Here is a 13,238-nt window from a genome sequence, read left to right as displayed (position 1 = left end):
GAAACAGGAGACAAGCCATGAAACGAACCTTGCCCGGACTCGCGATGTCGGCGCTCGTGCTCGGCGCCGCGCTGTTCGCGTTTTCGCCGCGCCCGCTGCCGGCGTTCCCGGTTACCGCGATCCATGCGGACCGGCTGCAGATCAACGGGCTCGCCCGGGCCGGCGCGCGCATCGTCGCGGTCGGCGAACGCGGCGTGATCCTGCTGAGCGACGATTCGGGCGCCCGCTGGCGGCCGGCGTCGGTCACGCCCGACCAGGCATCGACGCTCACGCAGGTGCGTTTCGTCACGCCGACGCTCGGGATCGCGGTCGGCCACGACGGCCGGATCGTCCGCAGCGACGACGCCGGCATGCACTGGCGTGAAGTGCATATCGACCACGAGCATTCCGATCCGCTGCTGTCCGTGTGGGGCGCGGCGGGCGGCCCGCTGTTCGCGGCCGGCAGCTTCGGCCAGCTGCTGCGCTCGGACGACGCGGGCCTCACGTGGCAGCCGCTGAAGACGCCGGCCGGCGACCGTCACCTCAACGCGATCGTCGGCGACGGCCACGGCAACCTGCTGGTCGCGGGCGAGAGCGGCACGCTGCTGCGCTCGACCGACAACGGCGCCACGTGGGACAAGCTGCCGTCGCCGTACGCCGGTTCGCTGTTCGGCGCGCTGATGCTCGCGAACGGCGACTGGGTCGCATACGGGATGCGCGGCAACGTGGTGCGCAGCACCGATCGCGGCGCGACCTGGACGCATGTGGACAGCCATGTGCCGGTGTCGTATTTCGGCGCGACCCAGCTCGCCGACGGCGAACTCGTGCTGGTAGGCCAGGGCGGCGCGATCGTCGCGTCGCGCGACGGCGGGCTGACCTTCGACGTGCGCAAGCTCGGCGGCGTGCAGAGCCTCGCGGCCGTGCTCGACATGGGCCACGGCGCGCTGCTGCTCGGCGGCGAGGCCGGCGTCGCGCCGCTGGCCGGCGCGCCTGCGTCGACGCCGTCGCCGTCCTGACGCCGGCCGCCCGCACCGCCAGCTTCCGTTCGTTTCGCATCGTCCGTCCCGACCCGAGAATTCCATGAACGACCTGTCACGTCCTCCTGAAGCCGTTTCCGCGTCGCGTCTCGCCGCGTTCGTCGAGCGCTGCGCCGACACGATCATCCGCCGGCGCAAGCTGCTGATGCTGCTGTGCGTCGCGGTGACGCTCGCGCTCGGCTTGTCGGCCACGCGCCTGAAGCTCGATCCGGGCTTCAACAAGATGATCCCGATGCAGCACCCGTACATGCAGGTGTTCGAGCGCTATGCGGGTGCGTTCCCCGGCGCGAACACGATCCTCGTGAGCCTGCGCTGGAAGGGCGACGGCGACATCTACAACCAGACGTTCATGGACGCGCTGCGCCACGCGACCGACGACGTCTTCTTCATCCCCGGCGTGAACCGCTCGCGCGTGTTCTCGCTGTTCACGCCGAACGTCCACTACACGGAAGTGACCGAAGCCGGCTTTCGCGGCGACGTGGTCGTGCCCGGCCAGTTCTCGAGCGCGAACCCGGACGATCTCGCGAAGGTGCGCCGCAACGTCGCGCGTTCCGGGCAGATCGGCCGCCTCGTCGGCAACGACCTGAAATCGGCGCTGATCCGCGCGGAACTGCGCGAGACCGACCCGGCCACCGGCAAGCGGCTCGACTACAGCGCGGTCGCGCGCCAGCTCGAGGAAATCCGCGCGCGTTATGCGAAGCAGGGCATCGACGTGAACATCATCGGCTTCGCGAAGCTGGTGGGCGACGTCGAGAACGGCATCGCGGGCGTGATGGCGTTCTTCGCGCTCGCGTTCCTCGTGACGGCCGCGCTGCTGTTTGCCTACACGCGCTCGCTGAAGACCACCGTGCTGGCGCTCGTCGTCGCGCTGCTGCCGGTCGTGTGGCTGCTCGGCGCGCTGCCGCTGCTCGGGCTCGGCATCGACCCGATGTCGATCCTCGTGCCGTTCCTGATCTTCTCGATCGGCGTGTCGCACGCGGTGCAGATGACCAACGCGTGGAAGCAGGCGCTGGTGCGCGGCGCGTCGCCGGCCGACGCCGCGCGCGACGCGTTCCGCAAGCTGTTCGTGCCGGGCACGGTCGCGCTGCTGACCAACGCGCTCGGCTTCATGGTGATCATGCGGATCAGGATCGACATCGTGCGCGAGCTCGGCATTACCGCGTGCCTCGGCGTGCTGCTGATGATCGTGACGAACAAGGTGTTCCTGCCGATCCTGCTGTCGTACACGCGCCTCGAACGCGGCACGCTCGCGCGCGCGCAGCGCACGGCGGCGGCCGGCGGGAGCGGGAGGTGGTCGCGCTTCGCGGTATTCGCGCGGCCGGCGCCCGCGCTCGGCGTGTTCGCGGTGGCGCTGGCGCTGCTCGCGTACGGCACGCTCGAGTCGCGCAAGCTGGAGATCGGCGACATCGGCACCGGCGCGCCGGAGCTGCGCGCGAACTCGCGCTACAACATCGACAACGCGGCGATCACGCACCAGTACAACATCGGCGTGGACGTGCTGTCGGTGATCGTCGAGACGACCGGCTTCGACGACGCGTGCCTGCATTACCCGGTGATGAGCGCGATCGAGCAGTTCGAGATGAACATGCGCGGCGTGGCCGGCGTGCAGTCGGTGACGAGCGTGTCGTCGCAGGGCAAGGTGTTCATCGCCGCGTTCAACGAAGGCAACCCGCGCTGGGCCGCGTTGCCGCGCTCGAGCGACGGGCTCACGCAAGGCTCCAACGCGTTCGACCCCGACAACGGGATGAACACCGCGAACTGCAAGGCGATCCAGGTCCTGATCTACACGAAGAACCACGAAGGCACGACCATCGCGCACATCGTCGACGAGATCAAGCGTTTCGCGGCCGAGAACCCGACACCGAACGTCGCGTTCCGGCTCGCGGGCGGCAACGTCGGCGTGATGGCGGCGACCAACGAGGCGGTCGGCGACGCGGAGATCGCGATGCTGCTGTCGATCTTCGGCGCGATCGCGCTGCTCTGCGCGGTCACGTTCCGCTCGTGGCGCGCGGTGCTGTGCATCATCGTGCCGCTCACGCTCGTGTCGATCCTGTGCAATGCGGTGATGGCGCTTCTCGGCATCGGGCTGAAGGTCGCGACGCTGCCGGTGATCACGCTCGGCGTGGGCGTGGGCGTCGACTACGGGATCTACCTGTACGAACGCCTGCAGCACGACCTCCGCCACGGCGCGACGCTGCCGGACGCATTCGCCGACGCGATGCGCCAGCGCGGCACGGCCGCGCTGTTCACGGCCGTCACGATGTTCATCGGCGTCGGCACGTGGGCGTTTTCCGCGCTGAAGTTCCAGGTCGACATGGGCGTGCTGCTCGCGTTCATGTTCCTCGTGAACCTGTTCGGCGCCGTGTTCCTGCTGCCCGCGCTCGCCGCGTGGCTCGGCGTCGAGCGTGCCGAGCGCCGCGTGCAGCACGCGCACGCGCAGCCGTCGCCGGCGGCTCCGGCAACGCTGAAACCGTCGCCCGCGCTCGAACCCGGCAGCCCGATGCGCTGACCGGCGCCCCCATTTCCCCCTGCGCGCGGCCGGCCGCCGCGCGTTGTCCACAAGAGGAGTCAACCCACATGTCCGCACGCCCTTACAAGATCGAAGCCCAGCCGCTCGCGCAGCGCTATGCGCGCGGCTGGCACTGCCTCGGGCTCGCCCGCGACTACAAGGACGGCAAGCCGCACACGCTGAACGCCTTCGGCCGCAAGCTCGCCGTGTTCGCCGATTCGACCGGCAAGGTCAACGTCGTCGACGCGTACTGCCCGCACATGGGCGCCGACCTGAGCCTCGGCACGGTGCAGGGCGACAACCTCGTGTGCCCGTTCCACGGCTGGGCGTGGAGCGGCGAAGGCCAGTGCGCATCGATTCCATACTGCAAGCGGATCCCGCCGAAGGCGCGCATCGGCGCATGGCCGACCTGCGAGGAAAACAACCTGCTGTTCGTCTGGAACGACCCGGAAGGCAACGCACCGCCGCCCGAAGTCGCGATTCCGCGCCTCGACGTGTGCTTCTCCGACGAATGGTCGGGCTGGGTCGTCGACAAGATGGTGATCCAGGCCAACTGTCGCGAGCTGGTCGACAACATCTCGGACGTCGCGCACTTCGCGACCGTGCACCGCGCGCCGATCGACTATTTCGCGAACCTGTTCGAGGGCCACAAGGCGACGCAGCTGATGGTCGGCCGCAGCGAGAAGCTCGGCGGCGACGCCCTGACCGCGCTGTCGACGTATTTCGGGCCGGCCGTGCACATCACGCAGATGACGGGGCAGAGCGGCGGGCAGCCGATCCACTCGGTGCTGCTGAACTGCCACGTGCCGATCGACATGAACAGCTTCGAGCTGCGTTACGGCGTGATCGTGAAAAAGGTGGCCGGGCTGTCCGACGAGCAGAACACGGAGATCGCGAACGCGTACGTGAAGGAAGCGCAGCGCGCGTTCTACGAGGACGTCGACATCTGGCACAGCAAGACGCGGATCGACAACCCGCTGCTGTGCGAGGGCGACGGGCCGCTGTACCAGATGCGCGACTGGTATTCGCAGTTCTACCTGGACGTGGCGGACGTGCGGCCGACGAGCGTCGCGCGCAAGGCGTTCGAGATGCGGATTCGCGAAGGCGATGCACCGCCGGCGCTGCATCACGTGTTCGAGCCGCGGTAAGAACCGGCGGCCCGTCCGCCGGCCGGAAAGCGGGGGCGCATCGAAATGCGTCCCGTCGGCCGGCAACACCCGTCGCGCAAGGCGCACGCGGCGGGTGTGCTTGTGCGCCGCATCAAAATGACTTGACGAAACGGCCGCTACCGCGTAGTGTCCATGGCCGAAGTGTTCAAGAAGTTCGATTGCTCATCATTGGCCGCACTCCGTGCGGCGGTCGTTGGTCTCTCCCTCTTTTGAGTCTTTCTGTGCCCATTGCGGGCGCATGTTCAATTATTCGTATTAAGGAAGTATTTGTGGATACCGGTACCGTCAAGTGGTTCAACGAAACCAAGGGCTTTGGTTTCATCTCCCCGGACAACGGCGGCGACGATCTGTTCGCCCATTTCTCTGAAATTCGCGGCACGGGCTTCAAGACCCTGGCCGAAGGCCAGAAGGTCAGCTTCGAAGTGAAGCGCGGCCCGAAGGGTCTGCAAGCGTCGAACATCACGCCGCAGTAAGCCGCATCGGCAGCGGCCGCCAAACGGTGGCCGTCGCCGGACGGATTGGCGCGCACGGCGCCGCTTTGGCGGCAGCCGGCGCGTTTCCGATGCGCACGACCGATGCATCGCGACATTCACGATGCATCGGTCGTGTCGCCTCCCTCATCGCATGCCTGTACGGCGTGCGACGCAACGCCCTCGCGAAGCGCCCGCCGCTTCGCCAGCGCATCACCGCTTCAACGCATCAACCCGAGCAGACCGCCGCCATGCCTTGCCGGCGCGGTCCCGACTTGCGCGGCGCCGTATGCGCCGCCGCCACCGACCGCCTGAACGCCGCAACGCGCCGGGCTCCGATCGCAAGACAGGCCCATGGCCCGTCTGAACGAACCGATCCCCGGCAGCCTGCCGGCCGCCGTCCCGTTGCGGGACACGGCGCCGGGCAGATCGCCGCGGCTGCGGTCAATTACCTTGTCTGGAGGAATTGGTTTGGCAAAAGAAGAACTGCTGGAACTGGACGGAATCGTCGACGAAGTGCTGCCGGACAGCAAATACCGTGTCACGCTGGAAAACGGCGTCGTGGTGGGCGCATACGCGTCCGGCCGCATGCGCAAGAACCACATCCGCATTCTCGCGGGCGACCGCGTGACGCTGGAACTGTCGGTCTATGACCTCACCAAGGGCCGCATCAACTTCCGGCACAAGGACGCGAATTCGCCGCGTCCGCAGCGCACCGGCGGGCCGCGTCGTTAAGCGGCAACGATCGGCGCGCAACCGCGTGCCGATCGAATCCCGTCCGGCCTCCACGGCCGGACGATCCGGATGAACGGCCCGTTGCTTGCCGTTTACCGGCCGCCGGCAGCGTCGTCATGCCGCAGCGGCCCACATCGCCTTCACCGGCCGCCGCGCGTGCGCCAACGCTCAGGCAGCCGCGTCCCGCAGGAAATCCTCGATGACCATCGCGAAATACGGCGGGCACTCCTGCATCGGGTAATGCCCGCTATTCGGTATCGTCGCGACCCGCGCGTTCGGGTGCCACGCGAGGAACGTCGCCTGCATCGCCGCTTCGTCGAGCCCCGGATCCTTGTCGCCGACGATCACCAGGAAGCGCGTGTCGAGCCCGCGGATATCGTCGACGAAATCCGTTCCGGTCAGCATGTCGAGATACGCGAGCCGGCAGGCCGGCGCCACGCGCTCGCGGTTCTGCCGCAGCTTCAGGTCGGCCCAGCGCGCCGACAATCCACCCGTCACGAATCGCATGAGCCGGCGAAACGCATCGTCATCGACGGCCGTGCTCGCGAAGAACGCGCGTGCGTCGTCGTTCAGGCGGTTGCCGGCGGCCGACACCGGGCACACGGCGATCGCGCTCTTGATGCGGGAGGGCGCATCGGCGGCGAGCCGTTGTGTCGCCATGCCCGTCATCGAATGGCCGATCACGTGAAAGCGCGGCCAGCCGAGACGGTCCGCGAGCGCGAGGCAGTCGGCCGAGATCTCGTCGACGGTACAGGTGCCGCGCAGGTGGATGGATTCGCCGTAGCCGCGCAGGTCGACGAACACGTACGTGAATGTCGATTCGTCGAGATACGGGAGCAGCGCCGCGTAGTTCGTATGGTCGCCGAGCCAGTCGTGCAGGACCATCACGCATTCGGGGCCGGTACCGTGCCGCAGGTAGCCGAGGCCGTCGTGGTCGGCGTTCGGCGCGGAGGATAGGGTGTCGATACGGTTCATTTCAAGGCGTTTCCTTTTGGTGGGTGAACCAAAACGAAACGCCCTCCCGGCGGACCGGGAGGGCGTCTTGAAAGTGCGTCGATCGTATCGGGCCGATCGGCGAAAGTCAACGTTCGACGCGCTATCCCGCCCGATACGTCGATGCGGCGCGCATTGGCCGTTGTCGTCCGACAGCCGCAACGCGATCGTCAGCCCGATGTCGTGACGCGGAAAACCGCGCCGGCCGGCGGCTGACCGCACGCGCGGCGACGCGGTTCGCGTGCGGCTCGCGTATGGCTTTACGTGCGGGCCGGCGCGGTCGTACACTCGTCGGCAATTCGCGGCCCGCGCCGCGCGTGCGGCTTTCAATCCCTTCAGCGTCTTTCAGCGGGCCAACGGCCGTGCCAGCCGGACTTTCGTCGCGCGACGCCAGGAGGCGCCATGAGTGCAGACGCAGCCCCCGCATCTCCGTCGGTTCAGGACCGCATCCGGCACGTGTTCGTGCTGATGCTCGAGAACCGCTCCTTCGATCACCTGTTCGCGCTGTCGGGCTACCCCGGCATCGTCGCCGCGTCGCCGGGCAACAGCAACGCGTATGGCGGCGCGGTCTATCCGTTCGGCGGCGGCGCGCCCGACCGGATGCCGACCGATCCGTGCCACGAATTCACCGACGTGCTCGAGCAGCTCTGCGGCGCGGGCGTGCCGTTCGTGAAAGGGCAGGCCTATCCGCCGGTCCGCAATACCGGATTCGTGTCGAACTACGCGACGTCGCGTTCCGAAGGCAAGCCGCCGCAGCCGGCCGACGCGGGCAAGATCATGCAGGGCGTCGACATCGCGACGCAGGCCCCGTCGCTGCACGCACTCGCGAACGCGTTCGTGCTGTGCGACGCGTGGCACGCGTCGATGCCCGGGCCGACCTGGCCGAATCGCTTTTTCCTGCACGGTGCGTCGTCGGCCGGGCTCGACCATTCGCCCACCAAGGAGGAAATGGCCGGGTGGGACGCGTTCGACGGTTTCCCGTATCCGAAGGGTTCGATCTTCGCCGCGCTCGGCGACGACAACTGGCGCATCTACCAGGACCAGACGGGCAATCCGCTCGGCCACGTGCCGCAGGTGGCGTCGCTGAAGGGCATCAGCTTCTTCGACATCGACGACCTCGCGCATTTCGAGGCCGATCTAGCGGCGGGCTATACGGCGCGCTATACGTTCATCGAGCCCGGTTACGGCGACATCGTGCACGGCACCTACCAGAACGGCAGCTCGCAGCATCCGATGGACGGCCTCGCCGGCGGCGACCAGCTCGTCGCGCGCGTGTACAACGCGATCCGCAATTCGCCGGTGTGGAACAGCAGCCTGCTCGTGATCTGCTACGACGAGCACGGCGGCTTCTACGATTCGGTCGGGCCGGGCGCTGCGCCGCCGCCGAACGATGGCGCGGCGGCGACGCTGAACGCGAGCGGCTTCGGGTTCGACGTGTACGGCGTGCGGGTGCCGGCGATCGTGATTTCGCCGTGGGTCGCGGCCGGGCGGGTCGACCATACGGTGTACGACCATGCGTCGGTCGCCGCGACGCTCGAGCGGTTGTTCGGCCTGGCGCCGCTGACCGACCGCGACCGTCTCGCGAACGACCTGCTGGCGCTCGTGACGACTACGTGCCGGACGGATTGTCCGCAAAGGATCGGAACATGAGTACGACACCGGACCCGCGCGATGCGCTGCCCGTGCGCGACGGCACGAGCCTGATCGCGTACCTACACATCCTGAAGAAAGCGCATGCGGCGCTGGTCGGCCATGACAAGGCCCATCAGCGCTTCAGCGAGATCGTGACGCGAGGGCAGGCGCGGCAATACATCGAGGAGCTGATGCCGTCGCTGCTGCAGGCGCGCGAAGCGCATCGGCGGCGCAGGCACGGCGGGAAGCATCGGTGATGCGGCGAGCGGCACCGATATCGAAGGCGCGAGCGCGCACAGCAGCGACGCGACGGTGAAGGGGGCCGTGCCTGCGATGACGATGCGGCGCCGGCCGTGCAAATCGGCGAGCAGCCGGCCCGTCGGCAGCAGTGCCGCGCAAGCGAGGTTGTCGATGCCGACAACCCGTTGCACTGCACCGACGCCGGCGCTCGCTTACGCCGCCACCTCCCGCGCCCGCACCATCGTCAGCGCTGCGTCCTCGATCATGTCCTCCTGCCCGCCGACGAGCCGCTGCCGGCCCAGCTCGACGAGGATGTCGCGTGCGGGAATCCCGTACTTCGCTTCCGCGCGCTTCGCGAACAGCAGGAACGACGAGTAGACGCCCGCATAGCCGAGCGTCAGCGCATCGCGGTCGAGGCGGATCGGCGCATCCATGATCGGCACGACGAGATCCTCGGCGACGTCCGAGATCGCGAACACGTCGACGCCCGTCTCGATCCCCATCCGGTCGCATACCGCGACGAACACTTCCATCGGCGTGTTGCCCGCGCCGGCGCCGAGGCCGGCCGCGGCCGCATCGATCCGGTTCGCACCGGCCGCCACGGCCGCGACCGAGTTCGCGACACCCATCGCGAGGTTGTGATGGCCGTGGAAACCCAGCTCCGTCTCCGGCTTCAGCGCGTCGCGCACCTGGCCGATCCGCGCGGTCACGTCGTCGGGCAGCATGTGGCCGGCCGAATCGGTGATGTAGATGCAGTTCGCGCCGTACGATTCCATCAGCTTCGCCTGCACGACGAGCTGCGCCGGCGACGACATGTGCGCCATCATCAGGAAGCCGACCGTATCGAGGTCGAGCGTGCGCGCGAGGCCGATGTGCTGTTCCGATACGTCCGCTTCGGTGCAGTGCGTCGCGACGCGAATCGTGCCGACGCCGAGTTCGTGCGCCATGCGCAGATGCTCGACGGTGCCGATGCCGGGCAGCAGCAGTGCCGACACCTTTGCCTGCTTCAGCTCCGGGATCACGGCGCCCAGGTACGCCTCGTCGGTGTGCGCGGGGAAACCGTAGTTGACCGAGGCGCCGCCGAGCCCGTCGCCGTGCGTGACCTCGATCAGCGGCACGCCGGCCGCGTCGAGCCCGCGCGCGATGCTGCGCATCTGGTCGAGCGTGATCTGGTGGCGCTTCGGGTGCATCCCGTCGCGCAGCGACATGTCGTGGACGGTGATCTTCTTGCCTGCAAGTGACATCGTGTGACTCCTCGACTCAAGCTGTGGCGGCCGTCGCGGCCAGCATCTGTTCGGCGAAACGCTCGGCCGTGGCGGCCGCGGCGGCGGTCATGATGTCGAGGTTGCCCGCGTACTTCGGCAGGTAATCACCGAGCCCTTCGACTTCCATGAACACCGACACGCGATTGCCGTCGAACACCGGGCCGTTCTTCAGCGTATAGCCGGGCACGTAGCTTTGCACTTCCTTGACCATCGCATGCACGGACGCGGTGATCGCGTCGACGTCGGGCGGGCCGTCGGTCAGGCAGTGGATCGTGTCGCGCATGATCAGCGGCGGCTCGGCCGGGTTGATCACGATGATCGCCTTGCCCTTGCGGGCGCCGCCGACCTGTTCGATCGCGCCGGATGTCGTGCGCGTGAATTCGTCGATGTTCTTGCGCGTGCCGGGGCCGACCGAGCGCGACGATACCGTCGCGACGATCTCGCCGTACGCGACCGGCTGCACGCGCGACACCGCGTACACCATCGGGATCGTCGCCTGGCCGCCGCACGTGACCATGTTCACGTTCATCTGCGCGCTGTCGAGATGCGCGTCGAGGTTCACCGGCGGCACGCAGTACGGCCCGATCGCGGCGGGCGTCAGGTCGATCATCTTCACGCCGAGCGCGGTGAGCTTGTCGGAGTTGTCGCGGTGCACGTAGGCCGACGTCGCGTCGAACGCGATGCGGATATCGTCGGCGGCGACGTGCGGCAGCAGCCCGTCGACGCCCTTGTCGGTGGTCTTCAGGCCGAATTCGCGGGCGCGCGCGAGGCCGTCGGAGGCCGGATCGACACCGACCATCCACACGGGTTCGAGCACCGGCGAGCGGCGCAGCTTGACCAACAGATCGGTGCCGATGTTGCCGGGCCCGATCAGTGCGCATTTGATTTTCTTCATCAGGATGGTTCCTTTAGATAAAGCGGACGTCGCAACTGCCGATGCCGGAGATATGCATCGACAGTGCGTCGCCGGCCGTGACCGGAATCAGTTTCGCGAGCGAGCCGGACAGCACGATCTCGCCGGCAAGCAGCGGCACGTCGTACGCGGCGAGCGTGTTCGCGAGCCACGCGACCGCGTCGGCGGGATGGCCGAGCGCCGCGTCGCCGCGGCCTTGCGCGACGGGCTCGCCGTTCTTCTCGATCGTCATCTCGCACGCGGCGAGATCGAGCGTGCGCGGGTCGACGCGCGTTTCGCCGAGCACGTACACGCCGCACGACGCGTTGTCGGCGACGGTGTCCTCGATGCGGATCGCCCAGTCGCGGATGCGCGAGTCGACGATCTCGAAGCAGGGCGCGACGGCGGCCGTCGCGGCGATCACGTCGGTGCGGTCGATGCCGGGCCCGCGCAGGTCGCGCGCGAGGATGAACGCGATCTCGCCCTCGGCGCGCGGCGCGATCAGCGAATCGGCGGCGATCGCCTCGCCGGCCGCGTAGTGCATGCCCGACAGCAGGATGCCGAAATCGGGCTGGCGCACGTTCAGCATGTCCTGCACGGCCTGGCTCGTCACGCCGATCTTCTTGCCGACGACCGCCTCGCCGTGTTCGACGCGGCGTTCGATGAAGCGCTGCTGGATGCGGTACGCGTCGTCGAGCGACAGGCGGCGCGCCCGGCCCGACAGCGGCGCGACCGGTGCGCGCGCGTGCCATGCGGCGTACAGCTCGTCGCCGAGCGTCGTATGCAGGCGGGAAGACATGAAAGGGCCCTCGAATGGAAATGGCCGCCGTCACGGGCGGCGTGGTGCGCCGGAGCGGGGCTCCGGCGCGTGGGTCACGGGCATGCCGCGTCGGTCGATCAGTTGCCCGAACTGCGGATCGCGTCAGGCGAGAAATACGCCTCGTTGAACTGCGGGCTGTTGTCGAGCTTCGGCATCGGGCCTTCGTTCGTCAGACGGTCGGCCATGTACGCGCCGGAGATCAGGTCGTGGAAGAACACCGCGCTCGGGTAGAACACCTTCGCGTCGTAGGCGTACAGCGACGTCGCGACGTTGGTGCGCCACAGCTGGCCGCGCGCGTCGTAGTTGTCCGCGAGCAGCGATTGCCACGAATCCTCGTCGATGTACAGCACGCGCTTCGCGTACTGGTGACGGTAGCCGCTCTTCAGCGTGGCCTGCAGCACCCACACGCGATGCAGTTCGTAGCGGATGTAGCTCGGGTTCTCGTGGCCCTTGGTCAGCAGTTCGCCGTACTTCACCGCGCTGTCCATCACCTTGTAGTTGTTGTACGGCACGTAGATCTCGCGCTTGCCGACGATCTTCCAGTCGTAGCGATCGCCGGGGCCGTTGTACAGGCGGTCGTCGTCGACCGTGCGGAAGCCGCCCGGGCCCTGCGGCTGGTCGTAGCCGTATTCGGGCGCCTGGCGCACGCGCCGCGTGCCGGGGTTGTACATCCACGTGCGCGACGAGTTGTCCGCGCCGGCCTTGTCCCAGTTCGTGAAGCCGACGATCAGCGAGCCGCGGTCGGACAGCGGCAGCTCCGTCGCGTTGCGGTAGTACGTGCGGTTGTTCAGGTCGCTCTTCACGTCGTACTTGCCGACGTTGCGCGGCGAGTAGATGTCGTAGCGCACCTTGCCCCACGCGATGTTGCCGTCGGAGTAGACGACCGCCTGGTCGTAGGTGGCCTGCTCGGTGCCGATCGACGACGAGAAGCGCTGGTTCCACAGCAATTCGGCGGCGGTCTTCGGGATCGGATAGGGCACCGTCGGCGGCGCGTTCGTGAGGCCGTTTGCGTCGGACGTCATCGTCGAGTCCGGCGCATACGTGCGAATGTCCTTGTAGACGGAATCCGGGTAGCGGAAGTCGCGGTGGGTCGGGTAGACGACGATCTTGAACGTGGCCGGATAGCGCTTGAACATCGCCTTCTGGCCGTCGGTCAAGTGCTCGGCGTACTGCGCCATGTTCTCCGCGGTGATCGTCGCGGCCGGCTTCTCGCTCGCGTACGGATCGGGGTAACGGCTGCCGCGCTTGTACTGCACGTCCGGCGGCGTGCCGAGCCACTTGCCCGACCACTCGGGCACGCCGCTGTCCTTGCTTGCGGCGCGCACGGCGCCCATCGGGGTCAACTGGCCGTCGAGCGCCTTCAGGTCGTCCGGCGTGACCTTCGGGTACGACGCCGTCGCGGCGAGTGCGCACGCGGCGATCGCCGACGCGCGCAGGAGGGGGAGACGAATTCGCTTCATGACAAATCCTCTTGCTGAGTGACGAGCGGCCGGGCCG

At 68.0% G+C, this 13,238-nt stretch carries 12 protein-coding genes and 1 pseudogene; 7 read left to right on the top strand and 6 right to left on the bottom strand.

Annotated features, from left to right (window positions below; genetic code table 11):
• The first annotated feature begins 17 nt into the window (after positions 1–17).
• The 5 genes from AB3K92_RS16195 (at position 18) to infA (ending at position 5,899) form a co-directional block, all read left to right on the top strand.
• Entirely contained in the window at positions 18–995 is a 978-nt protein-coding gene (locus AB3K92_RS16195; RefSeq protein ID WP_369465421.1) for a WD40/YVTN/BNR-like repeat-containing protein, read from the top strand.
• Positions 996–1,059: 64 nt separating this feature from the next.
• The gene (locus AB3K92_RS16190) at positions 1,060–3,525 is read left to right on the top strand and encodes an RND family transporter (protein WP_059484842.1); all 2,466 of its coding nucleotides are present in this window, start codon (positions 1,060–1,062) and stop codon (positions 3,523–3,525) included.
• 68 nt (positions 3,526–3,593) lie between these two features.
• Positions 3,594–4,673 (top strand): Rieske 2Fe-2S domain-containing protein, encoded by a 1,080-nt coding sequence (locus AB3K92_RS16185; RefSeq protein WP_021159445.1) that lies wholly within the window; start codon positions 3,594–3,596, stop codon positions 4,671–4,673.
• A 290-nt stretch (positions 4,674–4,963) separates the two neighbouring features.
• On the top strand, positions 4,964–5,167 hold the full coding sequence (locus AB3K92_RS16180) for a cold-shock protein (RefSeq protein WP_006483056.1): 204 nt from the start codon (positions 4,964–4,966) through the stop codon (positions 5,165–5,167).
• A gap of 468 nt (positions 5,168–5,635) precedes the next feature.
• Entirely contained in the window at positions 5,636–5,899 is a 264-nt protein-coding gene (infA, locus tag AB3K92_RS16175) for a translation initiation factor IF-1 (RefSeq protein WP_027791717.1), read from the top strand.
• Between the two features lie 168 nt (positions 5,900–6,067).
• Here the strand turns inward: infA and AB3K92_RS16170 are convergent, their stop codons facing one another.
• Positions 6,068–6,874 (bottom strand): alpha/beta fold hydrolase, encoded by an 807-nt coding sequence (locus AB3K92_RS16170; protein ID WP_369465420.1) that lies wholly within the window; start codon positions 6,872–6,874, stop codon positions 6,068–6,070.
• Positions 6,875–7,294: 420 nt separating this feature from the next.
• Here AB3K92_RS16170 and AB3K92_RS16165 point away from each other — a divergent pair, with 420 nt between their 5' ends.
• Positions 7,295–8,542 carry an alkaline phosphatase family protein gene (locus AB3K92_RS16165; RefSeq protein WP_059864082.1) on the top strand — a complete coding sequence of 416 codons (1,248 nt, stop codon included), beginning with the start codon at positions 7,295–7,297 and terminating at the stop codon, positions 8,540–8,542.
• The gene (locus AB3K92_RS16160; RefSeq protein ID WP_021159448.1) at positions 8,539–8,781 is read left to right on the top strand and encodes a hypothetical protein; all 243 of its coding nucleotides are present in this window, start codon (positions 8,539–8,541) and stop codon (positions 8,779–8,781) included. The genes AB3K92_RS16165 and AB3K92_RS16160 overlap by 4 nt, the downstream gene beginning before the upstream one ends.
• A gap of 12 nt (positions 8,782–8,793) precedes the next feature.
• Here AB3K92_RS16160 and AB3K92_RS16155 read toward each other — a convergent pair.
• The 5 genes and pseudogenes from AB3K92_RS16155 to AB3K92_RS16135 form a co-directional block, all read right to left on the bottom strand.
• Positions 8,794–8,970, bottom strand: a pseudogene (locus AB3K92_RS16155) (MFS transporter); the annotation flags it as partial.
• 6 nt (positions 8,971–8,976) lie between these two features.
• Positions 8,977–10,008, bottom strand: a complete 1,032-nt coding sequence (gene dmpG, locus AB3K92_RS16150; RefSeq protein ID WP_059484845.1) for a 4-hydroxy-2-oxovalerate aldolase — start codon at positions 10,006–10,008, stop codon at positions 8,977–8,979.
• Between the two features lie 16 nt (positions 10,009–10,024).
• Entirely contained in the window at positions 10,025–10,924 is a 900-nt protein-coding gene (locus AB3K92_RS16145; RefSeq protein WP_369465419.1) for an acetaldehyde dehydrogenase (acetylating), read from the bottom strand.
• Positions 10,925–10,937: 13 nt separating this feature from the next.
• Positions 10,938–11,720, bottom strand: a complete 783-nt coding sequence (gene dmpE, locus AB3K92_RS16140) for a 2-oxopent-4-enoate hydratase (RefSeq protein WP_021159451.1) — start codon at positions 11,718–11,720, stop codon at positions 10,938–10,940.
• 98 nt (positions 11,721–11,818) lie between these two features.
• Entirely contained in the window at positions 11,819–13,201 is a 1,383-nt protein-coding gene (locus tag AB3K92_RS16135; RefSeq protein WP_369465418.1) for a DUF1329 domain-containing protein, read from the bottom strand.
• Positions 13,202–13,238: the final 37 nt, after the last annotated feature.

The sequence above is a fragment of the Burkholderia sp. Bmkn7 genome, assembly GCF_041103175.1.
GTDB classification, from domain to species: Bacteria; Pseudomonadota; Gammaproteobacteria; order Burkholderiales; family Burkholderiaceae; genus Burkholderia; species Burkholderia cepacia.
This window is presented reverse-complemented; position numbering and strand designations above follow the sequence as displayed.